23 protein-coding genes are annotated in these 24,262 nt (G+C 63.1%); 8 read left to right on the forward strand and 15 right to left on the reverse strand.

Annotated elements, in window-relative coordinates; genetic code table 11:
- Window positions 1-17 precede the first annotated feature (17 nt).
- Together G7009_RS10880 and G7009_RS10885 are read right to left on the reverse strand one after the other, a co-directional pair.
- Complete coding sequence (locus G7009_RS10880; protein ID WP_181130079.1) at window positions 18-401, reverse strand: PaaI family thioesterase; 384 nt, start codon at window positions 399-401, stop codon at window positions 18-20.
- Entirely contained in the window at window positions 401-2,722 is a 2,322-nt protein-coding gene (locus G7009_RS10885; RefSeq protein WP_181130080.1) for a Tex family protein, read from the reverse strand. Before G7009_RS10885 ends, G7009_RS10880 begins: the two co-directional genes overlap by 1 nt.
- A gap of 228 nt (window positions 2,723-2,950) precedes the next feature.
- On the opposite strand from G7009_RS10885, the gene ompR reads away from it, so the two are divergent.
- Window positions 2,951-3,691, forward strand: coding sequence for an osmolarity response regulator transcription factor OmpR (gene ompR / locus G7009_RS10890; RefSeq protein ID WP_181130081.1), 741 nt, complete (start codon window positions 2,951-2,953; stop codon window positions 3,689-3,691).
- Window positions 3,692-3,815: 124 nt separating this feature from the next.
- Window positions 3,816-5,129 carry an ATP-binding protein gene (locus G7009_RS10895; RefSeq protein ID WP_181130082.1) on the forward strand — a complete coding sequence of 438 codons (1,314 nt, stop codon included), beginning with the start codon at window positions 3,816-3,818 and terminating at the stop codon, window positions 5,127-5,129.
- Here G7009_RS10895 and rimK read toward each other — a convergent pair whose 3' ends face one another.
- Window positions 5,130-6,035: a 30S ribosomal protein S6--L-glutamate ligase gene (gene rimK / locus G7009_RS10900; protein WP_181130083.1), complete on the reverse strand. Its 906-nt coding sequence runs from the start codon at window positions 6,033-6,035 to the stop codon at window positions 5,130-5,132.
- Complete coding sequence (gene rimB, locus G7009_RS10905) at window positions 6,032-6,514, reverse strand: retropepsin-like aspartic endopeptidase RimB (RefSeq protein WP_181130084.1); 483 nt, start codon at window positions 6,512-6,514, stop codon at window positions 6,032-6,034. Before rimB ends, rimK begins: the two co-directional genes overlap by 4 nt.
- Before the next feature lie 108 nt (window positions 6,515-6,622).
- On the opposite strand from rimB, the gene G7009_RS10910 reads away from it, so the two are divergent.
- Window positions 6,623-7,024 (forward strand): RNA-binding S4 domain-containing protein, encoded by a 402-nt coding sequence (locus G7009_RS10910; protein WP_181130085.1) that lies wholly within the window; start codon window positions 6,623-6,625, stop codon window positions 7,022-7,024.
- Here G7009_RS10910 and G7009_RS10915 read toward each other — a convergent pair.
- A complete protein-coding gene (locus G7009_RS10915; protein WP_181130086.1) occupies window positions 7,021-7,824 on the reverse strand; it encodes a phosphatase PAP2 family protein in 804 nt (267 codons plus the stop codon). The genes G7009_RS10910 and G7009_RS10915 overlap by 4 nt on opposite strands.
- A gap of 109 nt (window positions 7,825-7,933) precedes the next feature.
- Here G7009_RS10915 and hslO point away from each other — a divergent pair, with 109 nt between their 5' ends.
- The 3 genes from hslO (at window position 7,934) to G7009_RS10930 (ending at window position 11,148) form a co-directional block, all read left to right on the forward strand.
- Window positions 7,934-8,833: an Hsp33 family molecular chaperone HslO gene (hslO, locus tag G7009_RS10920; RefSeq protein ID WP_181130087.1), complete on the forward strand. Its 900-nt coding sequence runs from the start codon at window positions 7,934-7,936 to the stop codon at window positions 8,831-8,833.
- A 180-nt stretch (window positions 8,834-9,013) separates the two neighbouring features.
- On the forward strand, window positions 9,014-10,555 hold the full coding sequence (locus G7009_RS10925) for a phosphoenolpyruvate carboxykinase (protein WP_181130088.1): 1,542 nt from the start codon (window positions 9,014-9,016) through the stop codon (window positions 10,553-10,555).
- A 158-nt stretch (window positions 10,556-10,713) separates the two neighbouring features.
- Window positions 10,714-11,148: an acyl-CoA thioesterase gene (locus tag G7009_RS10930; RefSeq protein ID WP_258197909.1), complete on the forward strand. Its 435-nt coding sequence runs from the start codon at window positions 10,714-10,716 to the stop codon at window positions 11,146-11,148.
- A 65-nt stretch (window positions 11,149-11,213) separates the two neighbouring features.
- On the opposite strand, the gene G7009_RS10935 is transcribed toward G7009_RS10930, so the two are convergent.
- The 4 genes from G7009_RS10935 to yrfG form a co-directional block, all read right to left on the reverse strand.
- Entirely contained in the window at window positions 11,214-11,681 is a 468-nt protein-coding gene (locus tag G7009_RS10935) for a glycine zipper domain-containing protein (RefSeq protein WP_181130090.1), read from the reverse strand.
- A 588-nt stretch (window positions 11,682-12,269) separates the two neighbouring features.
- Entirely contained in the window at window positions 12,270-14,606 is a 2,337-nt protein-coding gene (locus tag G7009_RS10940; protein WP_181130091.1) for an FdhF/YdeP family oxidoreductase, read from the reverse strand.
- Between the two features lie 3 nt (window positions 14,607-14,609).
- The gene (gene fdhD, locus G7009_RS10945) at window positions 14,610-15,440 is read right to left on the reverse strand and encodes a formate dehydrogenase accessory sulfurtransferase FdhD (protein ID WP_181130092.1); all 831 of its coding nucleotides are present in this window, start codon (window positions 15,438-15,440) and stop codon (window positions 14,610-14,612) included.
- A gap of 163 nt (window positions 15,441-15,603) precedes the next feature.
- On the reverse strand, window positions 15,604-16,266 hold the full coding sequence (gene yrfG, locus G7009_RS10950; protein ID WP_181130093.1) for a GMP/IMP nucleotidase: 663 nt from the start codon (window positions 16,264-16,266) through the stop codon (window positions 15,604-15,606).
- Window positions 16,267-16,334: 68 nt separating this feature from the next.
- On the opposite strand from yrfG, the gene nudE reads away from it, so the two are divergent.
- Both nudE and cysQ read left to right on the forward strand, forming a co-directional pair.
- On the forward strand, window positions 16,335-16,901 hold the full coding sequence (gene nudE, locus G7009_RS10955; RefSeq protein ID WP_181130094.1) for an ADP compounds hydrolase NudE: 567 nt from the start codon (window positions 16,335-16,337) through the stop codon (window positions 16,899-16,901).
- Window positions 16,898-17,725, forward strand: coding sequence for a 3'(2'),5'-bisphosphate nucleotidase CysQ (cysQ, locus tag G7009_RS10960; protein WP_181130095.1), 828 nt, complete (start codon window positions 16,898-16,900; stop codon window positions 17,723-17,725). Before nudE ends, cysQ begins: the two co-directional genes overlap by 4 nt.
- Here the strand turns inward: cysQ and G7009_RS10965 are convergent.
- The 6 genes from G7009_RS10965 to rfbB are packed head-to-tail and all read right to left on the reverse strand — an operon-like array spanning window position 17,714 to window position 24,250.
- Window positions 17,714-18,169 (reverse strand): YiiD C-terminal domain-containing protein, encoded by a 456-nt coding sequence (locus G7009_RS10965; RefSeq protein ID WP_181130096.1) that lies wholly within the window; start codon window positions 18,167-18,169, stop codon window positions 17,714-17,716. The two genes, cysQ and G7009_RS10965, sit on opposite strands and share 12 nt — an antisense overlap.
- The gene (locus G7009_RS10970) at window positions 18,166-19,575 is read right to left on the reverse strand and encodes a sigma-54-dependent transcriptional regulator (RefSeq protein ID WP_181130097.1); all 1,410 of its coding nucleotides are present in this window, start codon (window positions 19,573-19,575) and stop codon (window positions 18,166-18,168) included. The genes G7009_RS10965 and G7009_RS10970 overlap by 4 nt, the downstream gene beginning before the upstream one ends.
- Window positions 19,572-21,386 carry a sensor histidine kinase gene (locus G7009_RS10975; protein ID WP_181130207.1) on the reverse strand — a complete coding sequence of 605 codons (1,815 nt, stop codon included), beginning with the start codon at window positions 21,384-21,386 and terminating at the stop codon, window positions 19,572-19,574. Before G7009_RS10975 ends, G7009_RS10970 begins: the two co-directional genes overlap by 4 nt.
- Before the next feature lie 37 nt (window positions 21,387-21,423).
- Window positions 21,424-22,299: a dTDP-4-dehydrorhamnose reductase gene (gene rfbD / locus G7009_RS10980; RefSeq protein ID WP_181130098.1), complete on the reverse strand. Its 876-nt coding sequence runs from the start codon at window positions 22,297-22,299 to the stop codon at window positions 21,424-21,426.
- Window positions 22,296-23,171, reverse strand: a complete 876-nt coding sequence (rfbA, locus tag G7009_RS10985) for a glucose-1-phosphate thymidylyltransferase RfbA (protein WP_181130099.1) — start codon at window positions 23,169-23,171, stop codon at window positions 22,296-22,298. Before rfbA ends, rfbD begins: the two co-directional genes overlap by 4 nt.
- On the reverse strand, window positions 23,168-24,250 hold the full coding sequence (gene rfbB / locus G7009_RS10990) for a dTDP-glucose 4,6-dehydratase (RefSeq protein WP_181130100.1): 1,083 nt from the start codon (window positions 24,248-24,250) through the stop codon (window positions 23,168-23,170). Before rfbB ends, rfbA begins: the two co-directional genes overlap by 4 nt.
- Between the last annotated feature and the right edge of the window lie 12 nt (window positions 24,251-24,262).

The raw sequence follows: 24,262 nt of genomic DNA on the forward strand, positions 1-24,262 counted from the left end.
AGAACAGGGTTTGCGGGCTAGAGGACAGCGAAGGTGCCTTGTGCCTTGGCGACCAGCTTGTCGTCCTGCCGCACGTCCGCTTCGACCACCAGTGTGCGTCGCCCGGCGTGCAGGACGCGGGCGATGCAGAGCACCTCGCCTTCGTTGACGCCGCGCATGTAGTTGATCTTGCACTCCACCGTCACGCTCTGCTGCTCGAAGCCGTGACTGCTCGAGCAGGCCAGGCCCATGGCGATGTCGACCAGGCTGAACAGGGCCCCGCCATGCAGGTTGCCGCCCCGGTTGCGCAGGTGCGGCTCAAGCGCCAGGGCGACCTCGGCAACGCCTTCGTCGAGGCGTTGCAGGCGGCAGCCCAGAAGTCGGCTGAAGGCACTTTCCATATACTCTGGCGTGGTCTCCATCACTTCCTCTTCAACTGTTTGGCGTTGGCGAACAGCGCCGCCATGGCATTGTTGGACGGCGCCGCAGTCTCACGCTGACGGGCCGGGGCCTGCTGCTGACGAGCGCCACCGCCCTGGGGACGGCTGCCACGATTGCCTTCCACTTTCTCGCCGGGCGTGTCGCTCATGCGCATGGACAGCCCGATACGCTTGCGCGGGATGTCCACTTCCATGACCTTGACCTTCACCACGTCGCCGGCCTTGACCGCTTCACGCGGGTCCTTGACGAACTTCTCCGACAGCGCCGAGATATGCACCAGGCCATCCTGGTGCACGCCAATGTCGACGAAGGCACCGAAATTGGTGACGTTGGTCACCACGCCTTCGAGGATCATGCCCGGCTCCAGGTCCTTGAGGTCTTCGACGCCCTCCTGGAAGGCAGCGGTCTTGAACTCCGGACGCGGGTCGCGACCGGGCTTGTCGAGTTCCTGAAGAATGTCGGTGACGGTCGGCAGGCCGAAGGTTTCATCGGTGAATTGCTTGGGGTCCAGGCGCTTGAGGAAGGCGCTGTCGCCGATCAGCGAACGGATGTCGCGGTCGGTGCCCGCGGCGATGCGTTGCACCAGCGGGTAGGCCTCCGGGTGCACCGCCGAAGCATCCAGCGGATTGTCGCCATTCATCACGCGCAGGAAGCCTGCCGCCTGCTCGAAAGTCTTCTCGCCCAGGCGGCTGACCTTTTTCAGCGCGGCGCGGGTGGCGAAGGGGCCGTTGGCATCGCGGTGCGCGACGATGTTCGAGGCCAGGGTCGCATTGAGTCCGGAGATGCGAGTCAACAGCGCCACGGAGGCGGTATTGACGTCCACGCCGACGGCGTTCACACAGTCTTCGACCACGGCGTCCAGGCCGCGAGCCAGCTTGACCTGCGACACGTCGTGCTGGTACTGGCCGACACCGATGGATTTCGGATCGATCTTCACCAGTTCGGCCAGTGGGTCCTGCAGGCGACGGGCAATGGAAACGGCGCCACGCAGCGAAACATCCAGGTCGGGAAATTCGCGTGCCGCCAGTTCGGAGGCGGAGTACACCGAAGCGCCTGCCTCGGACACCATGACCTTGGTCATCTTCAACGCCGGGTACTTGCTGATCAGCTCGGCCGCCAGCTTGTCGGTCTCGCGGCTGGCGGTGCCGTTGCCAATGGCGATCAGTTCGACCGAATGCTTGGCGCACAGGGCGGCGAGCACGGCAATGGTGCGGTCCCAGTCGTTCTTCGGGACATGCGGGTAGACGGTGGCGGTATCCAGGACCTTGCCGGTCCGGTCGACCACCGCCACCTTGCAGCCGGTGCGCAGCCCCGGATCCAGGCCCAGTGTGGCGCGCGGGCCCGCGGGCGCCGCGAGCAGCAGGTCATGAAGGTTATGGGCGAAGACGTTGATCGCCTCGCTTTCGGCATTGTCGCGCAGCTCGCCGAACAGGTCGGTTTCCAGGTGGGTATAGAGCTTCACCTTCCAGGTCCAGCGCACCACTTCGGCCAACCACTTGTCAGCCGCGCGGTTGTGGTTGGCCACGCCGAAATGCTTGCCGATCATCATCTCGCAAGGGTGCAAGGTACCGGGCAGTTCTTCACCGACTTTCAGCGAGGCGCTCAATATGCCTTCGTTGCGCCCGCGGAAAATCGCGAGAGCGCGATGCGATGGGGCGGTGCGCAGCAATTCGTCATGGGCGAAATAGTCGCGGAACTTGGCGCCTTCCTCTTCCTTGCCGGCCACCACGCGAGCGCTGAGGACCGACTCCTGCTTGAGGAAGCTGCGCAGCTTGTCCAGCAGGCCGGCATCTTCGGCGAAGCGCTCCATGAGAATGTACTTGGCGCCGTCCAGGGCCGCCTTGACGTCGGCCACGCCCCTGGTTTCGTCGACGAAACGCGCCGCCTCGCCTTCCGGCGACAGCTGCGGATCGTCGAACAAGGCATCGGCCAGCTCGCCGAGACCGGCTTCGAGGGCGATCTGGCCCTTGGTCCGGCGCTTCTGCTTGTAGGGCAGGTACAGGTCTTCCAGGCGGGTCTTGGTGTCAGCCAGCTTGATCTCGCGGGCCAGCTCCGGCGTCAGCTTGCCCTGCTCCTCGATACTGGCGAGGATGCTGGCGCGGCGATCGTCGAGCTCGCGCAGATAACGCAAGCGCTCTTCCAGGTGGCGCAGTTGGGTGTCGTCCAGGCTGCCGGTGACTTCCTTGCGGTAACGGGCGATGAAGGGCACTGTCGAGCCTTCATCCAACAGAGTGACGGCCGCTTCGACCTGCTGTGGGCGAACGCCCAGTTCCTCGGCGATACGGCTGTTGATGCTGTCCATAAAACCACCTGAAAAATTGTGAGTGCTAGAGGCCGCAAGCGGGCGTCGGGGCCGGCGGCGCTGGATAAAAGTCGCGCAGTATACCCCCGCAGCCGACGTCGTGGTGATGGCCGCAGGCCAGCCGGCAAAGGGCAGGAGTGGCACCAGGGGAAAAATCTGCTAACAATGCACACGGCACGTCACCCGGTGGCTACGCCATAATGCGCGCCGAGATCAGAGGAGTTATTCATGAGCAGCACTGCAATCCCCGCTGAAGGCGAAAAAATTCTCATCGTCGATGATGACCCGGGCTTGAGCAGCCTGCTGGAGCGTTTCTTCACCAGCAAGGGCTTCCGTGCTCGCGCAGTGCCCAATGTCGAGCAGATGGACCGCCTGCTCGCCCGCGAAGTCTTCAACCTGGTGGTGCTCGACCTGATGCTGCCCGGCGAGGATGGCCTCTCGGCCTGCCGCCGCCTGCGCGCGGCGAACAATCAGATTCCCATCATCATGCTCACGGCCAAGGGTGACGAGCTGAGTCGCATCAAGGGCCTGGAACTCGGCGCCGACGACTACCTGTCCAAGCCGTTCAACCCCGACGAGCTGGTGGCGCGGGTCAAGGCTGTCCTGCGTCGTCAGGCACCGAGCGTACCGGGTGCGCCTGGCAGCGAGGACGAGACGGTCACCTTCGGCGACTATTCACTGTCGCTCGCGACCCGAGAACTCAAGCGGGGCGATGAGGTGCACATGCTCACCACGGGCGAATTCGCCGTGCTCAAGGCCCTGGTCATGCATGCCCGCGAGCCGCTGACCCGCGACAAGCTGATGAACCTGGCCCGTGGTCGCGAGTGGGACGCCCTGGAACGATCCATCGATGTGCAGATTTCGCGCCTGCGTCGCATGATCGAGCCGGACCCGTCCAAGCCACGCTACATCCAGACGGTCTGGGGCGTGGGTTATGTATTCGTGCCGGACGGCAACGCCGGCAAATGATGTCGAGCCCGCGCGCTTGCCTCATCGCGGCAGGGCGTCCCGGACGGGACGCCCTGTTTTCGTCTTTGGCAGGCTGGCATTTCCAGCGAGCCGTATTCGCCCTTGCACTGTGTAGTACTCCCCGATGAAAACGCCTCTCTGGTTTCCGCAAAGCTTCTTCGCCCGCACGCTCTGGCTGGTGCTGATCGTCGTCCTGTTCTCCAAGGCATTGACCTTGGTCTACCTGCTGATGAACGAAGATGTGCTGGTCGACCGGCAATACAGTCACGGCGTGGCTTTGACCCTGCGTGCCTATTGGGCGGCCGACGAAGAAAACCGCGACAGGATCGCCGAAGCTGCCGGTCTGATCCGCGTGGTGGGTTCCGGGGTGCCCGAAGGCGAGCAGCATTGGCCCTACAGCGAGATCTACCAGCGTCAGATGCAGGCCGAGCTGGGCGAGGACACCGAAGTGCGCCTGCGTGTGCATGCACCGCCCGCGCTGTGGGTAAACGCACCGAGCCTGGGGGATGGCTGGCTGAAAGTGCCGCTTTACCCGCACCCGTTGCGTGGCCAGAAGATCTGGAACGTGCTGGGTTGGTTCCTCGCCATCGGCCTGCTGTCCACGGCATCGGCCTGGATATTCGTGCGCCAGCTTAGCCAGCCGCTCAAGCGTCTGGTATTCGCGGCGCGGCAACTGGGCCAGGGACGCAGCGTGCGCTTGCCGATCAGCGACACGCCCAGCGAGATGACGGAAGTCTATCGCGCCTTCAACCAGATGGCCGAGGACGTTGAACAGGCCGGGCGCGAGCGCGAACTGATGCTCGCAGGGGTATCCCATGACTTGCGCACGCCCCTGACCCGTTTACGTCTGTCGCTGTCGTTGCTGGCCAACGATAACGACCTGACCGACGACATGGTCCGCGACATCGAGGACATGGACGCGATCCTCGACCAGTTCCTGGCGTTCATCCGCGATGGCCGTGACGAGCCGGTCGAGGAGGTCGATTTCGGTGATCTGGTGCGTGAAGTGGTAGCGCCCTTCAACCAGCCTGAAGAGCAGGTGCGCTTGTGCCTGGAGCCTATACCGCCGTTCCCGTTGCGTCGGGTTTCGCTCAAGCGTCTGCTCAACAACCTTATCGGCAATGCGCTTCATCATGCCGGCAAGGGGGTCGAGGTGGCCGCCTATGTATCAGGAGATCACAGCGCGCCCTACGTGGTGCTGAGCGTGCTGGACCGTGGCGCCGGTATCGATCCCGCGGAACTGGAAACCATCTTCAACCCGTTCATCCGCGGTGATCGTGCCCGCAGCGGCAAGGGCACGGGCCTGGGGCTGGCGATCGTCAAGCGGATCGCCGCCCAGCACGGTGGCAATGTCGAATTGCGCAATCGGTCTGGCGGCGGCATCGAGGCCCGTGTGCGACTGCCTCTGGGCCTGCTGCTGCCACGCGACGCGGTCTGATCAGCCTTTGCCCTTGGTGCGGGTCAGGTTTGGCCCGCCGTTCTTCTCCAGGTGCTCGATGATCATTCCCGCCACGTCCTTGCTGGTGGTGACCTCGATGCCTTCCAGCCCAGGCGAGGAGTTGACCTCCATTACCAGCGGGCCGTGGTTCGATCGCAGGATGTCCACGCCGGCGACGCTCAAACCCATCACCTTGGCGGCCCGGATGGCGGTCATGCGCTCTTCGGGAGTGATCTTGATCAGGCTGGCCACGCCACCGCGGTGCAGGTTGGAGCGGAACTCGCCCGGCTTGGCCTGACGCTTCATCGAGGCGATGACCTTGTCGCCGACGACGAAACAGCGGATATCGGCACCACCCGCTTCCTTGATGTACTCCTGGACCATGATGTTCTGCTTCAGGCCCATGAAAGCCTCGATCACCGACTCGGCCGCCTTGGTGGTCTCGCAGAGCACTACACCGATGCCTTGGGTGCCTTCCAGTACCTTGATCACCAGTGGCGCGCCGTTGACCATCTGGATCAGGTCGGGAATGTCATCCGGCGAGTGGGCGAAGCCTGTGATGGGCAGGCCGATGCCACGGCGCGACAACAGCTGCAGCGAGCGCAGCTTGTCCCGCGAACGGGCAATGGCCACGGATTCGTTGAGCGGGAATACGCCCATCATTTCGAACTGGCGCAGCACGGCGCAGCCATAGAAGGTCACCGAGGCACCGATCCTCGGGATGACCGCATCGAAACCCTCCAGCGGCTTGCCGCGATAGTGGATCTGCGGCTTGTGACTGGCAATGTTCATATAGGCGCGAAGGGTGTCGATGACCACCACCTCGTGGCCACGCTGAGTGCCGGCTTCGACCAGACGACGAGTGGAATACAGACGCGGATTGCGCGACAGCACAGCGATCTTCATGCAGCACCTGTGGCAGGGAAAAGGGTGGCCGGAAAGGCCGGTTTGTCCTGGACGTACTTGAGGCCCGGGTTGACGACGAGCTGACCGTGAATCAGTGCCTTGGAACCTAGCAACAGCCGATAGCGCATGGCCTTGCGGCAGGCGAGGGTGAACTCGACCTCCCAGACCCGATCGCCCAGCGCCAGAGGCGTGCGGATCACATAGCGCACCTGCGCGTGGCCGTTGGAGCTCTTGATGGTCTTCATGGTCACCAACGGTGCTTCGCAGTGGCGGTGACGCAACTGCACCATCGACCCCAGGTGCGCATTGAAACGTACCCAGGGCTTGCCATCGCGTTCGAACGGCTCGACCTCGGTGGCATGCAGGCTGGAGGTGCTGGCACCGGTGTCGATCTTGGCGCGAAGGCCTGCGACCCCGAGGTCGGGCAAGGCGACCCATTCGCGCAGGCCGATCACTGTCAGATGGTCAAATGTCTTCAAGATGCACAACCTGCGGTAAAGAGGTGAACTGTAAGCACGCCGAGGACTTTTTGCATCCGTCAGTTACGGTAGTACAGTTCCATGAAAGACTGAATTCGAGGATAAGCGATGGCATACAAGTCGGAAGAAGACGACAAGGTTCGTCTGGACAAATGGCTATGGGCGGCACGATTCTACAAGACTCGGGCACTGGCCAAGGCCGCAATCGAGAGTGGCAAGGTGCATTGCCGGGGCGAGCGTTGCAAGCCCGGCAAGGAACCCCGCGTGGGCGATGAGTTCCTCCTGCGCACCGGATTCGACGAGCGCACCGTGGTAGTGAAGGCGCTATCGGCCGTGCGCCGAGGAGCGCCTGAGGCACAACTGTTGTACGAAGAGACCCCGGACAGCCTGCGCCGCCGTGAAGAAGCGGCGGCGCTGCGCAAGTCGGGCGCGCTGGGCGTCAGTACCGATGGCCGGCCGACCAAGAAACAGCGTCGGCAGATCCATCAGCTGCACGGCAACTATGACTAGACTGGATAGCGGAGCACTTCAAGGCGGCCCAGTACGGGAAGCCGAGCCAGTCCACGAAACAGCGGTGCGGTCCAGCGCAGCAAAGCCGCGCTGCCCTTGGCGGCAAGCGGGGTATAGCAGCTCCAGCCAATGGCGAAAATGGCCATCAGCAGCCCACCGATGTAGTCGTCCTGGCCCCAATGGGCGCCCGCGACCAGGCGGGGCAACATGAACAACAGCGCCAGCCCCCAGATCACCAGGTGCTGGAGCAAACGGCGAGCGAACAGGCTCATGAACAGCGCCCAGACCAGCAGTACCGAAGCATGGTCGCCTGGGAAACTCTGGCTTGAACGGTCCTTTAGCTCCCAGCGCGCTTCCAGGTCCGGATAGAAGTCACTGAGGTGAATGGCATCGGGAAACACCATCGAAGGACTGTTGTGTTGCCATCCCATGGCATCGGTCCACTTGGAAAACAGTGCGCGCACCACCACTAAGAGCAACAGGGTTACCAAAAAGCCGAAGAAGGCCTCACGAATCTTGACCGCCTTGAATACCCAATTGCCGCGGATCAAGACGGCAAGGAGGATAAGGCCGACAACGATGTCGAAAGGACGCATGCTCCCGACAGTCCATACATGACGCCATGTCGTATTGGTCGCTAAGGGGCCATTGAGCGCGTGGAACAGCCACTCGTCGAATGTCAGGCAAAGGATCTGGCCAAAAGGCCATAGCCAGAAACACAGTAGGGCCATGGGCAGCAAGGTGCAGACTGCCAGTGGGCCGATGGACCACCTTTCTTGGAAGAGTGGCCGATTGTCCATAAGATACCTCTATTGCAAACGTAAGACTGTAGTGCTCTCGGGAGCGCTCTGGATCAGGCTCAACAAGCCTGCAAACATTTTGTCACCATTTTTTAGATAGCCAAAACCTATGTCTGACTTGCCTGATACCGATTCGACCCAGCGTTTTCTTTTCGACGACCGCGATATCCGTGGTGAATGGGTAACGCTGGAACACAGCTACGCCGATGTGCTGGCGCGCCATCCCTATCCTCAACCGGTCGCCCTGCTGCTTGGCGAGCTCATGGCCGCCGCCGCTCTGCTGGTCGGTACGCTCAAGTTCGACGGCCTGCTGATACTGCAGGCACGCTCCGAAGGGCCGATTCCCATGCTCATGGTGGAATGCTCGAGCGAGCACGATATCCGTGGCATGGCCCGTTATGAGGCCGACCTGATCGCTCCAGACGCCACTCTGTCGCAGCTGATGCCCGAAGGCGCCCTGGCCTTGACCATCGATCCCATCAAGGGGCAGCGTTACCAGGGCATCGTCGACCTGCACGGGGCGGACCTTTCGGAATGCTTCACCAATTACTTCATCCAGTCGCAGCAGCTCAACACGCGCTTCTGGCTCGACGCGCGGGACGGTCGCGCTCGCGGACTGCTGCTGCAGCAGTTGCCGGCGGACCGCCAGCGGGACGAGGAAGAACGCGACGAAAGCTGGCAGCATGTGGTTGCCATGGCCGGGACGCTCAGTGCCGATGAATGGGCGCTCGACAACGAAACCTTGCTGCACCGTCTCTACCATGAAGACGCCGTGCGCATGTTCGAAAGCCAGGCGCTGCGGTTCCGCTGCAGCTGCTCGCGAGAGCGATCCGGCAACGCGTTGGTCAGTCTGGGCCTGGAAGATGCCAGTCAACTGGTCGAAGAGTGCGGGGGGCAGGTAGAGATCGATTGCCAGTTCTGTAATCAGCGCTACTTCTTCGATAACACCGATGTGGCGCAACTCTTTGCAGGTGGCGGAACGGACGAGCCGTCAGAAACTCGTCACTGAAACGTTTCACTTCGGGACTTTTTCCTGTCTAACCGCGCTAAACCGCTGTTCTGACAGGAGGGCCCTACTTTTTTTGGGCGTTTCTGGCATAATCCGGCCACTTTTTTCGCTGTAGTAGTTTGAAACGAACAACTACAAAACGTTTGGAGCACTCGGCCGCAGGCCGGATGGGGAAATCTCATGACGCAAGCCATCAACACCGTGTACACCGACCTGAGCGTCGATGAGCTGGTAAAAGAAGCGCTGAACCGCGGTGAAGGCGAGCTGGCCGATACTGGCGCGCTGGTCGTGAAAACCGGTCATCGAACAGGCCGCTCGCCGGCTGATCGTTTCATCGTCGAAGAGCCGTCTACTCAGGAAGCCATCGCCTGGGGCCCAATCAACCGCAAGTTCCCGGCCGACAAGTTCGATGCCCTGTGGGACCGCGTCCAAGCGTTCAACAACGCACAAGAACACTTCGTTTCCCATGTCCACGTAGGGGCTTCGGCCGATCACTACCTGGCCGTCAAGATGACCACCCAGACTGCCTGGCAGAACCTGTTCGGTCGTTGCCTGTTCATCAATCCGGAACAGTACAACCCTGCCGGTCGTGAAGAGTGGCAAGTGCTCAACGTAGCCAATTTCGAATGCGTGCCAGAGCGTGACGGCACCAACTCCGACGGTTGCGTGATCATCAACTTCGCCCAGAAGAAGGTGCTTATCGCGGGCATGCGTTACGCCGGCGAGATGAAGAAGGCGATGTTCTCGGTGCAGAACTTCCTGCTCCCGGCCGCCGACGTATTGCCGATGCACTGCGCGGCCAACATCGGTGAAGACGGCGACGTGACTCTGTTCTTCGGACTGTCCGGCACCGGCAAGACCACCCTGTCCGCCGACGAAAGCCGTTACCTGATCGGTGACGACGAGCACGGTTGGGGCCCCGGTATCGTCTTCAACATGGAAGGTGGTTGCTATGCCAAGTGCATCGACCTGTCCGAGAAGAACGAGCCGGTCATCTGGAAAGCCATCAAGCATGGCGCCGTTCTCGAAAACGTCGTCCTGGACGACGCCAAGAAGGCCGACTATGCCGATGGCAGCCTGACCCAGAACAGCCGCGCCGCCTATCCGGTCGAGCACGTCGAGAAGCGTTCCGAGAAGAACCTGGGCGGTGAGCCGAATGCTGTCATCTTCCTGACCTGCGACCTGACTGGCGTGCTGCCGCCGGTGTCGATCCTGAACAACGAGCAGGCGGCCTATCACTTCCTGTCCGGTTACACCGCGCTGGTCGGCTCCACCGAAATGGGCTCGGGCGGCGGGATCAAGTCGACTTTCTCCACCTGCTTCGGCGCGCCGTTCTTCCCGCGTCCGGCCGGCGAATACGCCGACTTGCTGATCAAGCGCATCAATGCGTTCGGTTCCAAGGTCTACCTGGTCAACACCGGCTGGACCGGCGGCGGCTACGGCGTGGGCAAGCGCTTCAACATCCCGACTACCCGCGCGGTGATCGCAGCGATCCAGAGCGGCGCACTGATCGGTACCGAGACCGAGCACCTGGGCGTCATCAACCTGGACGTGCCAAAGGCTGTACCGGGCGTCGAGACCCAACTGCTCAACCCACGTAACACCTGGGAAGATGTTGCCGCCTACGATGAGGCCGCTCGAGGGCTGGCCAAGCTGTTCATCGAGAACTTCAAGAAGTTCGATGTTTCCGACGTCATCAAGGCCGCGGGTCCGCAGCTGTAAGCGAAACCGGCAGGAAACAGGAGCCGCCCCGAGGGGCGGCTTTTTCATGGGCGCGAATTGCAGGGCGCGAGGGGCAGCGGCATGCTCGCCAGATTGGTGGGGCGATGGAAATCGCGGGTTACACTGCGGCCAATCCACCTCGATTACCGGAGTTCGACTTGACCGACCTGACCCACCGCCAACGGTTTACTCATTTTCATCCCATCCTGACGCGCTATCAGGACGCCGACCTCAACGGCCATATTGGCGGCGCTCTGGTGCACGGGTACTTCGAGACGGCGATCCTGGCTTTTCTGGCGCAACAGGCCGGCCTGGACCTGCGAGAAGGCCCGATCACCGGTTTCGTGGTCAGTTCATCCGCGGACTTCCTTGCCTTGCCGAGTTTCCCCGATTCGTTACAGGTCGGTATCGGCGTGGCTCGCCTCGGTGGCAGTACGGTGGAATATCAGTTGGCGCTGTTCCGGGTCGCAGAGGACGAGGCGTGCGCGGTGGGCAATGTGGTGCAGGTATTCGTCGATCGTGCCACTGGCGCGCCGGTGACCGTGACCGGTGATCTGCATGTGGTGCTGTCAGGGCTGCTGATGCCCACCTGAACGAAAAGAGCCCTGTCCAGGGCAAGAGGACAGGGCTCTATCGGTATCGGGATGCAGCCAAGGACTTAGCGGTGACGCCAGTGGCGCTTGTTTTTGCGATGGCCATAGTGGTGACCGCGGTCGTGGCGACGGTTGTCATAGCCACGGCGATCGCGACGATCGTCTGCATCGGCCTTGTTGCCCATGTAATTGCCCAGGGCACCGCCGGCACCGCCGCCAGCTGCCGCGCCGATATAGCTGCCAGTCGTGCCGCCTACGCTACGGCCCAGCACGTTGCCGCCTGCCGCGCCCAAGGCGCCACCGATGGCCGCCTCACCGCGCTGACGCTTGTCGGCGCCTACGGCACTGCCTGCGGCACCACCCAGCCCCGCGCCGATCGCGCCGCCGGTGCTGCCGCCAATCTGTTGACCGACCACCGAGCCGAGTACCCCGCCCAATGCGCCGCCAATGCCAGCTTCGGTGGAGCCACCAGCCATGGCAACGCCGCTGAGCAGGCCGAGGGACAACAACAGAATCGAGGAGTACTTCTTCATCGAGAAAGCCTCATAGGGATGACGAGGCGAATTTGCAGGGGCGCAGGGAGGTTGGCAATGTAAATCCGACGATTGGTAGAAGTTGTACACAATTCTATAAGTTATTGTTTTTGCTGTGAAACTTAATTGATTTTCGAGGGTCAGAGAATTCTTGAGACCAAAGCCCTGAACCGTGCGAACAGGGCTTTTTTGTGGGCGTTGAAGGTGGGTGTGCGGTGGTGAACTGCTTGTATATCTGCTCCTCTGCTCGCGCATCGGGTTTGCAGGCTGTATTGCCAGGCGAGCCCTTTGGCCTCGATCGCGAGCGGTCCGGCGTTCCGACAAGCCAGCTTTCATAGAGCAGATTTTATCTTACTGCTTTCAATGATTTTTGAGGCCGTCGCGATACTTGGGGGAGCGGGTTTACCCGCGAAGAGGTCCGCCCTACCACTCTTTAGGTATGGGCAAAGGCCGCGGCCTTGTTCGCGGGTAAACCCGCTCCCCCAGGTATCGCGGCGGCTGCAGAAATGTCAGACCGGCAAACCAATGCGCTAGCAAGGGGAGCAGATAAAGGGAGCGGTTACCTACCGCCCCTCTTACCAGCCCCACTCAAATAATCCGGGCGCTCTCTCGCACGGCTTCCAGCTTGATCGCGATGAACTTCGACGTAGGCGTATGGCTGCCATCGCCGACGCTCTCCAGCGGCACCAGCGGATTGACCTCGGGGTAGTAGGCAGCCGCCTGGCCCGCCGGAATATCGAACGCCAGCAAGGTGAAACCCTTCACCCGACGTTCACGCCCATCGCCCCAGAGCGACACGATATCCACCCGCTGACCCGGCACGAACCCCAGGCGCATGATGTCGGCCTCGTTGACGAACAGGACGTCACGCTGACCCTTGACCCCACGATAGCGATCATCCAGGCCGTAGATGGTGGTGTTGTACTGGTCGTGCGAGCGCATCGATTGCAGGATCAGGTCCGGCAATTGCCCACTGGCTCGTATACGCTCGTCCAGCAAGGTATCGGGCAGGGCGTTGGCCTTGAAGTTGGCGCGACCGGACGCGGTCTTCCATTGCCGCTTGGCGGCCGTGCTGCCCAGATAGAACCCACCCGGATGCTTCAGCCGTTCATTGAAATCGGTAAAGCCCGGAATGGTATCGGCGATCAGGTCGCGGATGCGGCCATAGTCGGCCACCAGCCATTGCCAATCCACCGGTTTGTTGCCCAACGTGGCGGCGGCGATGCCAGCGACCACTGCGGGCTCGGAGCGCATCTGCCGGGACAATGGCTGCAACTGTCCGTTCGAGGCATGCACCATGCTGAACGAGTCTTCCACCGTCACCGCTTGCGGGCCATCGGCCTGGCGGTCGATGTCCGTACGGCCCAGGCAGGGCAGGATGAGTGCCTGCTTGCCATGCACCAGATGGCTGCGGTTGAGCTTGGTGCTGATCTGCACGGTCAGGTCGCAATTGCGCAAGGCTTGGGCGGTCAGCTCGGTATCCGGAGTCGCCTGGGCGAAGTTGCCGCCCAGGCCGATGAAGACCTTGGCCCGGCCTTCGAACATGGCCTGGATCGCTTCGACGGTGTTGTGGCCATTGTGCCGCGGGACCGGGAAATCGAAGCGCTTCTCCAGGGCATCGAGGAGAAACGCCGGGGGACGTTCGTTGATGCCCATGGTGCGATCGCCCTGCACGTTGCTATGGCCGCGTACCGGGCACAGACCCGCACCGGGCATGCCCAGGTTGCCGCGCAAAAGCATGAGGTTGGCGATTTCCTGGATGGTCACCACCGAGTGGCGGTGCTGGGTGATCCCCATGGCCCAGCACATGATGACCCGCTTGCCCTTGCAGTACATGCGCGCAGCTTGCTCGATGTCGGCCAGCGGCAGGCCCGACTGCGCCAGGAGCTGGTCCCACGAGGTGGCGTCCACCGCGGCCAGGTAGTCCTGCACGCCGTGGCTGTGCTGTTCGATGAAGGCATGGTCGAAGATCGCCGGATCGCCGTTGGCCTGGGCTTCGCGTTCCCACTGCAAGAGGAACTTGGCCATGCCGCGCAACAGGGCCATGTCGCCGCCCAGGGCCGGACGGAAATAGGCGGTATTGGTCGGGCGGTCGCTGTTGGTGAGCATCTCCATGGGGTTCTGCGGATGCTGGAAACGCTCCAGCCCACGTTCCTTGAGCGGATTGATACAGACCACCTGAGCACCGCGTTTCACCGCGTCGCGCAACGGATCGAGCATGCGCGGATGGTTGGTGCCCGGATTCTGTCCCCAGACGAAGATCGCATCGGCATGCTCGAAGTCGTCGAAGGTCACCGTGCCTTTGCCGACACCGATGCTTTGGCCCAAGGCCACGCCACTGGCCTCGTGGCACATGTTCGAGCAATCCGGAAAGTTGTTGGTGCCGAACGCGCGGACGAACAGCTGGTACAGGTAGGCCGCCTCGTTGCTGGCTCGGCCCGATGTATAGAACTCCACCTGGTCGGGGCTGGCGAGGGCGTTCAAGTGCCGAGCGATCACGGCAAAAGCGCCGTCCCAGTCGATGGGCTGGTAGCGATCGGTGGAAGGGTCGTAGACCATCGGTTCGGTCAGGCGGCCCTGGTATTCGAGCCAGTAGTCGCTCTGCTCCAGAAGGGCCGTGACGCTGTGCTTGGCAAAGAACGCCGCGTCGACGCGACGCTTGGTAGCTTCCCAGTTGACTGCCTTGGCGCCGTTCTCGCAGAACTTCACCATACCGCTTTCCGGCGAATCGCCCCAGGCGCAACCCGGGCAATCGAATCCACCGTTCTGGTTGGTCTTGAGCAGGGCCCGGATGTTCTTCAGGGCGTTGTCGCTGCCGACCCAAGCGCGGGCCACGCTGCGCAATGCGCCCCAGCCACCGGCCGGACCAGCGTACGGCTTATAGCGGGGGGTGGGTTTCTGGTCGGCTTTAGAGTGCAGGCTCACGGTCTATTTCTCCGCCACGGGGCTGAATACCCGCGGTGCGCTGTGTTTGGGCAGATGAATGAGGTTCAGGTTATGCCGGCGGGCCCATTGCAAGGCTAACCCGGTGGGGGCCGACAGGCTGACGAGCGTCTGGATGCCGGCGCGCAGGACTTTCTGGATCAATTCCAGGCTGCAGCGGCTGGTGACGATCGCAAGACCGCCCTGGGTGCCGATGCGCTCGCGCAGCAGGGCGCCGATGAGCTTGTCCAAAGCGTTGTGCCGACCGATGTCTTCCCGCCCCATCAGCAACCGACCTTGCGCGTCCATGAACAGGGCCGCATGGACTGCGCCGCAGTGCTGGCCCAATGGCTGGTAATCGTCTATCCGCTGGCGCAGGCCTTCGAGCCAAGCCGCGGGCGGCAAGGGTGCGCCTGGCAGCACGCTCAGCTCGGGCAGGGCCTGTTCGAGCGCCTCGACACCGCACAGGCCGCAGCCGCTGGTTCCGGCCAGCTGGCGGCGCTGGTTCTTGAGGTTCCAGAAGGCCCGGCTGGAGATCTCGAGGTCGGCGTGCAGCGCCGATCCGCTCCCGGAAAAACGTATGTCGTAGATATCCGACGGCTCGGTGACGATCCCGCTGCCGACGCTGAAGCCGACCACGAAATCCTCAAGGTCGGTCGGGCTGACCAGCATGACCGCCTGGTTCAGGCCGTTGTATGCAATGGCCAGCGCCACCTCTTCGGCGAGCGGGGTGGTTGACGGCTGATCATCGGTCAGCTGCACGTAGTCGTAGGTATTGCTGGCGGCAGGCAGGGCCAGGGGCGTGGATGCCGCACAGACCGGTGGCTTGCTGTTCATCAGGGCGGATTACCGGCGGCGTGTTGTCCCTGAAGACTAGGCCTGTGCCGGGCCAGCGTCTAATCGCTAGGGTCTATACCCTGATAGAGACCGTCGATGAGTCGCGCCGGAGCACGGCTGGAGCGTTCTCTCGCATGGCATGCCCAGGCCCGACATGCGTCGGCTAGAGCCCGACGAGCAGCTCGCGATAATCGTCCACGGCAGCGAATTCCTCCGTGTCCTTCGCTCCGCGACGGCTGTCCGGATGACGCACGGCAAGCAAGTGCGCGACGCCATGACGTCCGGCGCTGCGCAGGATGGGCAGGGTATCGTCGATGAACAGACTGCGCATGGGATCGAAGTCGATGTCTGCCTGCAAGGCGTCCCAGAATTGCGTGCTTTCCTTGGGATAGCCATAGTCGTGGGAGCTGATCAGGCGCTCGAAGTAGGGCGCCAGCTCGATGCGCTCGAGCTTCAGCGACAACGAATCGCGATGGGCATTGGTGATCAGGATGACCCGCTTGCCGGCCTGGCGGATCGCGGCGAGGAAGGTGTCCGCGTCCGGACGCAAGGCGATCAGGTCGGCGATCTCCTGTTTCAGCTCGCGGATCGGCAGCCTCAGCTCCCGGCTCCAGAAGTCCAGGCAGTACCAGTTCAGCGTCCCGGCGTTGCGCTCGAACAGCGGCTGCAGTTCCAGCTCCGCCATGGCTCGACTGACGCCGTGCAGTTCGGCGTAGCGTTGTGGCAGGTGCTCCAGCCAGAATTGGTTGTCGTAGTGCAGATCGAGCAGGGTGCCATCCATGTCCAGAAGAACGGTGTCGATCGCGGACCAGGCTAAAACAGGCATATGAATTCTCGTGCAGTCAGGGCGCAGGGTCACGGTATAGTAACGCGTTCACGTCCAGGAGCCGCCCCATGCACCAGAAACCCACCGTTCTCTCTCGAGAGATCGTCGCCAGTAGCCGTCTGTTCCGTGTCGAAGCCGTGCAGTTGCGTTTCTCCAATGGCACCGAGCGGACCTACGAGCGTCTGGTCGGTCGCGGCAATGGCTATGGCGCGGTGATGATCGTGGCGATGCTCGATGCCGAGCATGCGGTGCTGGTGGAAGAGTATTGCGGTGGCACCGATGCCTACGAGCTGTCCTTGCCCAAGGGCCTGATCGAACCGGGTGAGGACGTGCTGGCGGCGGCCAATCGGGAGCTCAAGGAAGAGGCCGGCTACGGCGCCCGGCAACTGGAACACCTGACCGAACTGTCCCTGTCGCCTGGCTACATGAGCCAGAAGATCCAGGTGGTGCTGGCCACTGATCTTTTCGAAGAGCGTCTCGAAGGGGACGAGCCGGAGCCGATGCGCGTCGACAAGGTCAATCTGCGTGAGCTGTCGGCCTTGGCCATGCACCCGCAGTTCAGCGAAGGACGAGCGCTGGCGGCCCTGTACCTGGTGCGCGATCTGCTTACCCAGCGGGGAGTGATCAGCGCATGAACGACCGGCAATTGATGCATCAAGTGGTCGAGCTGGCCAACCGTGCTGGCGCGGCCATCCTGCCATTCTGGCGAACCGGCGTGGCGGTGACCGCCAAGGCCGACGACTCACCCGTGACCGCCGCCGACCTGGCCGCGCACGAGGTGATCGCCGAAGGCCTGCGCCAGCTGGCGCCGGAGATTCCGGTGCTGTCCGAAGAGGATTGCGACATCGCCCTGGCCGAGCGTCAGGGCTGGCAGCGGTGGTGGCTGGTCGATCCGCTGGACGGCACCAAGGAATTCATCGCCGGTAGCGAGGAGTTCACCGTCAACATCGCCTTGATCGAGGCGGGCGAAGTGGTCTTCGGCGTGGTTTCGATGCCCACCAACGGCCGCTGCTATTTCGGTGGCAAGGCGCTTGGCGCCTGGCGGACCGACACAGGCAGCGCCGCTCGACCGATCCATGTGCGTACCGCCCCCACCGCGCCAGGCCGTTTCACGGTCGTGGCCAGTCGTCGTCATTCGAGCCCCCGACAGGAAGCGCTGCTGGCCGGCCTCGCGAAGGCCGTGGGTGAGCTGGAACTGGCCAACATCGGCAGTTCGCTGAAATTCTGCCTGCTGGCCGAAGGCGCCGCCGATTGCTACCCGCGGCTGGCGCCCACTTCGCAATGGGACACCGCCGCCGCCCAGGGCGTGCTGGAAGGCGCCGGTGGGGAAGTGATCGGTCTCACGGGCGAGCCCTTTCGCTATCCGCCTCGCGAATCCCTGCTCAACCCATTCTTCCTGGCCTTGCCCGCCACCGTTGCCTGGCGCCAGGACCTGCTCGAGCTGGCTTCAGCGGTGTAGCACGTACTGCCCGCCGAACCTTACAGCGGGCTCCTCGCTGCCTGCATTGGTCACCACGCTTTCCAATGTCAGGCGCGCACGACCGCGGCGCTGGTACAAGTTCAAGAAACGTTCCCAGACCTTCTCGTCCGGGGCCGCACAGGAGGCTATCGCGGCGCCGGTAACCGGCAGCGGATAGCTGATCTCGCCGCTGTGGATGACAATGTGCCCGTCCTCGATACCCAGCTCACGCAGCCGCAGGTGCAGCCAGCCCCAGCCAGCCAGGACGGCGACGCAGTACAGGCTGCCGCCGAACATGGTGCTCTTGTGATTGACGTTGGCTTCGAGCGGTATCTGCAGACGCAGTTGTCGGTCCCGCCAGTCGAGGACTTCCAGGCCCATCTCGCGGGTCAGCGGAATGTCGCGGTGCAAGATGGACTGCAGGTAACGGCTGTCGCTGTTCATGGACGAGCGTCCTCCGAATCATCGTGGCCAGTGCCGTTGTCGGCGAAGCTCAGGCCATGTTTGCGCAGTTTGTCATGCAGGGTTTTGCGCGGGATGCCCAAGGCCTCGGCAAGACTGCGCATCGAGCCGTGAGGTTGGGCCAGTTCAGCAGCGATCAATGAGCGTTCGAACTGCTCGACCTGCTCGCTCAGGGTGCCATCATTGGCCGGCTCCGTGTTCTCGTCGGATGCCGCTTCCTGCCCGTCCAGCGCCAGTTCCAGGCCGAGGGCGAAGCGCTCGGCGGCGTTCTGCAGCTCGCGCGCGTTACCTGGCCAGGCATGGCGCAGGAGCATGGCCCGCTGCGCCGGTTGGAGGCTATGAAGCGGTAGCCCGTGGCGCTGGCTGGCGGCGTCGGCAAAGTGCTGGAACAGTACCAGGATATCGTCGCCACGCTCGCGCAACGGCGGAATGCGCAGCGGCGCCACGTTGAGGCGATAATACAAGTCCGCGCGAAAGCGTCCCTGATCGGCGGATTGGCGCAGGTCTTCCTTGGTCGCCGCGATGACACGAATGTCCAGTGGAACCTGCTGATTGCTACCCAGACGCTCGACCACGCGCTCCTGCAACAAGCGCAGCAGCTTGACCTGGACATCCAGGCTCATGCTTTCGATTTCGTCGAGGAACAGCGTGCCGCCATTGGCGAACTCGAATTTACCGATGCGGCGTTTCTGCGCGCCAGTGAAGGCGCCGGGCTCATGGCCGAACAGTTCGCTCTCGACCACGGATTCGGCGAGCGCGCCGGCATTGATCGCCACGAAAGGTCCGTCACGGCGGCTGGAAAGGTCGTGCAGCGCTCGCGCCACGACCTCCTTGCCGGCACCGGTCTCGCCCAGGATCAGCACATCGGCGCGTGTGCCCGCCAGGGCGCCGATCTGTTCACGCAAACGCAGCATGCCGGCGGACTGGCCGACCAGCCGCCCACTCAACTCCTGACGATCACTCAGAGCCAGGCGCAAACTGCGGTTGTCCAGCACCAGACGGCGCAGGGCCAGCGCGCGGCGTACGCTGTCGAGCAGCGCGTCGCTGGCGAACGGTTTTTCCAGGAAGTCGTAGGCCCCGGCGCGCATGGCCTGCACGGCCAGCGGCACATCGCCGTGGCCAGTGATCAGCAGCACGGGCAGCTCCTTGTCGCGGCCATGCAGCTGCTCGAGCAGTTGCAGGCCATCGATGCCAGGCATGCGGATATCGCTGACCACCACGCCCGGCCAGTCGACCTCGATACGCTGGGCCAGGCCCTGGGCGTCGGCCAGGACGACGACCTTGAGCCCGGCCAGATCGAGCGTCTGGCTCAGGGCCTGGCGTAGGTGAGGGTCGTCATCGACCAGGATGACCTGGGTATGACTGTCGAACGGTGTCTCGGACATCATGCCGATAGGTCCTCCGAAGGTTGCAGGTTGGCGCCGGGCGCGGCCACGCGCAATTGCAGGGTCAGCAGGGCGCCACCTTCAGGGTGGTTGGCCAGCAGCAGTTCGCCGCCCAGGGCGCGCATCAGGCTTTCGCAGATGGCCAGGCCGAGGCCAAGTCCCTGGGTTCGCGTCTTGGTGGTGAAAAACGGCTCCTTGGCATGTTCCAGGGCTTGGCGCGTGAAGCCTGGACCATTGTCACGAATGTACAGGTAGACGTAGTCGTCGCGCCGTTCGGCACTCAGCCACAGACGCCGCGGATTGGCTTTCTCGGTCAGGGCGTCGAGGGCATTGGCCAGCAGGTTGCCCAGCACCTGACGCAGGCGTGTCTCGCCCGCCTGAACCCAGAGCGGTGCATCGGGCAGGTCGCGAATCAGTTCCACGGCCATGGCTCGGCGACGCTTGGCCAGCAACGCCAGGGCATCGTCCAGGGCGGGTTGCAAGGCCACGCTTTCCGGCGCGTGGCGGTCGCGCCGGGCGAAGGCGCGCAGGTGAGCGATGATCGAGGCCATGCGCCCGGTCAATTCGCCGATCAGCTTGAGGTTGCCCCGGGCATCCTCCGTCCGCTGGTGGTCGAGCAGGATCTCGGCGTTCTCCGCATAGCTGCGGATCGCCGCCAACGGCTGGTTGAGCTCGTGGCTGATGCTCGCCGACATGGTCCCGAGCACCGAGAGCTTTCCGGCCTGCACCAGTTCGTCCTGGGCACGGACCAGTTCTTGTTGAGCCTGCTCGCGCTCCAGGACTTCCTTCTTGAGCCGATTGTTGAGGCCTTCCAGGTCGGCCGTACGCGCGATCACGCGTTTTTCCAGCTCCTGGCGTCCCTTGGCTTCGAGTTCGATCCGGTCCATGTAGTGACGTCGCCGCTGCATGATCAGGCCAAGCAGCAGCATCAGTACCAGCAAGGCACCGCCGCCGATCGCCACCACCGTTTGCACCGAGCGGTCGACCAGCAGACGCGGCGCGAGGATGCTGACCTTCCAGCCGGTCTCCGGTATGTCGCGGGTTTGGATCAGCCAGGCGCCCGGCGTGAGGTTCAAGGGTTGGGGAGCCTGGGTCGGGTACGGCTGGATGGCGATCATCGCTTCCTGTTCGGCATCGGTCAGCGGGCGCGTGGCGCGGAACCGCCAGTCGGGCCGAGAGGTCAGCACCACCACGCCGTTCTGGTCGGTCAGCAGCAGTTGCTCGGGCGTATTGCCCCACAGCGTTTCGGTATGATCCAGGTCGACCTTGACCACCAGCACACCTATCACCTCATCTTGATGACGTACGGCCGCGGCGAAGAAGTAGCCGCGCTTGGCCGAGGTGGTGCCCTGGCCGAAGAAGCGCCCCAGCCGCCCCTGCAACGGCTCGATGAAGTACGGACGGAAGGCGAAGTTGCGACCCAGGAAGCTGTCGTGCTTGTCCCAATTGGACGCTGCCAGGGTATTGCCGTTGACGTCCATCAGGTACATGACCTCGGCGCCGGTCTGGTCGACGATGTCCTTGAGCAGGCGATTGGCGTTGGTCACGGCTTCGAGCTTCAGCGGGTCGAGCAGGGCGGCGCGCAGGGCTGGCAGATCGCCGAGGATCTGCGGCAAGGTTTCGTAGCGGTGCAAGGTGCCGAGCAGGTTGGCGACGTAGAGATCGAGGGTCTGGCGATTCTGCGACGCCAGTTCGTCCTGGTAGTAGTGCTCGGCCAGGCGCTGCAGCGGCCAGAGCAGCGGTATCAGGCAGATGGCGAGCAGTGCCAGGCTGCGCCAGCGGGGCCGTCGTGTCGAGGTAAGGGTATGCATCATCGCCTGTTGCGCCAGAAATATCTGGCGCAATTATGCGCTACTTCAGGCACTCGATCAGCGCTTGCTGCCAGTGCGGCTGGACGACTCGCCATTCACGGGCCAGACGACCGCAGTCCAGGCGTGAGTTCGCAGGACGCCGAGCCGGGGTCGGGTAATCGCTGGTCGGGATCGGCAGCAGTTCGGCGCAGGGCAGCCCGCGCGCTTTCAGCTGATCGCCGATGGCCTGGGCGAAGCCGAACCAGGAGGTCTCGCCTTGCGCGGTCAGGTGATAAAGGCCCCAGTCGCCGGCCTCTTGCGCCCGCCAGCGTTCGATCAGGGCCTGTGTGCTGGCGGCAATGGTATCGGCCCAGGTCGGCGCGCCTATCTGGTCGGCCACCACGCGCAGTTCGGGCCTTTCCTGCAGCAGGCGCTGCATGGTCAGCAGGAAGTTGCGACCGTGCAGCGAGTAAACCCAGCTGGTGCGCAGGATCAGGTGTTCACCGGCGACATCGGCAATCGCCTGTTCGCCCGCCAGCTTGCTGCGGCCATAGACGCCCAGTGGGTTGGGCGTGTCTTCTTCGGTGTAGGGCGCCTGCTTTTCGCCGTCGAAGACATAGTCGGTGGAGTAATGGATCAACGGCACCTTCAGGTGAGCGGCTTCCTCGGCGAGGATGCGCGGTGCCTGCGCATTGAGGGCGAAGGCCAGTTCGGGCTCGCTTTCGGCCTGGTCCACGGTGGTGTGCGCCGCGGCGTTGATGATCAGGGCGGGCTTGAGCTGGCGCACCAGCTCACGGACCCCTTCCGGTTTGGCCAGGTCAAGCGTGTCGCGGCCGCAGACATGCAGGCGATGCCCGCTCAGACGCTGCTTGAGCGCCTGGGCCACCTGGCCGTTATGGCCAGTGATGAGGATGTCGAGCTGCGGGCCGATCGTCATTTCTGCTCACCTGCCAGCGCCGCCAGGTATTGCCCGTAGCCGGTCTTGCCAAACAGTTTCGCGCGATCCAATAGCTGTGCCTTGTCGATCCAGCCCTGCTCGTAGGCGATCTCCTCCAGACAGGCCACCTTGAGGCCCTGGCGATGTTCGATGGTCTGCACGTACTGGGACGCTTCGAGCAGGCTGTCGTGGGTGCCGGTGTCGAGCCAGGCGAAGCCGCGACCGAAGCGCTCGACACGCAGGTCGCCGCGTTGCAGGTAGGCATTGTTGACGTCGGTGATCTCAAGCTCGCCACGCGGCGAGGGCTTGACGTTCCTGGCGATCTTCACCACGTCGTTGTCGTAGAAATACAGCCCCGTTACCGCATAGCTGGACTTGGGAGTCTGGGGTTTCTCCTCGATCGACAGGGCGCGGCCTTCGGGATCGTATTCGACGACACCGAAACGCTCCGGGTCCTTGACCCAGTAGCCGAACACGGTCGCCCCGGCGGCATGCCCGACCGCGCGCAGCAGCTGTTCGCTGAAACCCTGGCCATGGAAGATGTTGTCGCCCAGGATCAGGCAGACCGCATCGTCACCGATGAACGATTCGCCGATCAGGAAGGCCTGGGCCAAGCCATCGGGCGTGGGTTGTTCGGCATAGCTGAACCGCACGCCGAACTGGCTGCCGTCGCCCAGCAACTGCCGGTACTGGGGCAGATCCTGCGGCGTGGAGATGATCAGGATTTCCTGGATACCGGCGAGCATCAGGACCGAGATCGGGTAGTAGATCATCGGCTTGTCGTAGATCGGCAACAGCTGCTTCGAGACCCCAAGGGTGATGGGATGCAGGCGCGTCCCCGAGCCGCCTGCCAGGACGATACCCTTGGTCATGCGATGAGATCCTTGTGGTCGCTGTTGCCCAGGCGTTCGCGCTGATAGCTGCCATCCTGTACATGGCGGCACCATTCAAGGTTGTCCAGATACCATTGCACGGTCTTGCGCAGGCCGCTCTGGAAAGTTTCCCGCGGGACCCAGCCGAGTTCGCGCTCGATCTTGCCCGCGTCGATGGCATAGCGCAGGTCATGACCCGGACGGTCCTTGACGAAGGTGATCAGGTCGGCGTAATTCTCTACGCCGACCGGACGCTGCGGCGCCAGCTCTTCGAGCAGCGCGCAGATGCCGCGCACCACGTCGATGTTCTTCTGCTCGTTGTGGCCGCCGATGTTGTAGGTCTCGCCCACCACGCCCTCGCTCACGACCTTGAACAGGGCCCGTGCGTGATCCTCGACATACAGCCAGTCGCGCACCTGCAGGCCATCGCCGTAGACCGGCAGCGGCTTGCCGTCGAGCGCATTGAGGATGACCAGCGGAATGAGCTTCTCCGGGAAGTGGAATGGCCCGTAGTTGTTCGAGCAGTTGGTGATCAGGACCGGCAGGCCATAGGTGCGCTGCCAGGCGCGTACCAGGTGGTCGGAAGCGGCCTTGCTCGCCGAGTACGGCGAGCTGGGGGCATAGGGCGTGGTTTCGGTGAACAGGTCATCGACGCCGTGCAGGTCGCCATAGACCTCGTCCGTGGAAATGTGGTGGAAGCGGAACGCGGCACGCCGCTCATCAGGCAGCTTCGACCAGTATTCGCGGGTCGCTTCGAGCAGGCTGTAGGTGCCGACGATATTGGTCTGGATGAACGCGGAAGGTCCGTCGATCGATCGATCCACATGCGACTCCGCTGCCAGGTGCATGATGGCGTCAGGCTGGAAGCGCTCAAGGACGCCCTGGACGGTGGCTTGGTCGGCGATATCGGCCTGCACGAATTCATAACGGGTGTTGCTGGCGATGCTGTTCAACGATTCGAGATTGCCCGCATAGGTCAATTTGTCGAGGTTGAGCACGTCGTGGGAGGTGTCGTTGATCAGGTGACGCACCAGCGCCGATCCGATGAAGCCTGCGCCACCGGTAATAAGAATTCGCATGTGTCGTGCCAT

The sequence above is a fragment of the Pseudomonas capeferrum genome, assembly GCF_013523055.1.
Lineage (GTDB): Bacteria > Pseudomonadota > Gammaproteobacteria > Pseudomonadales > Pseudomonadaceae > Aquipseudomonas > Aquipseudomonas capeferrum_A.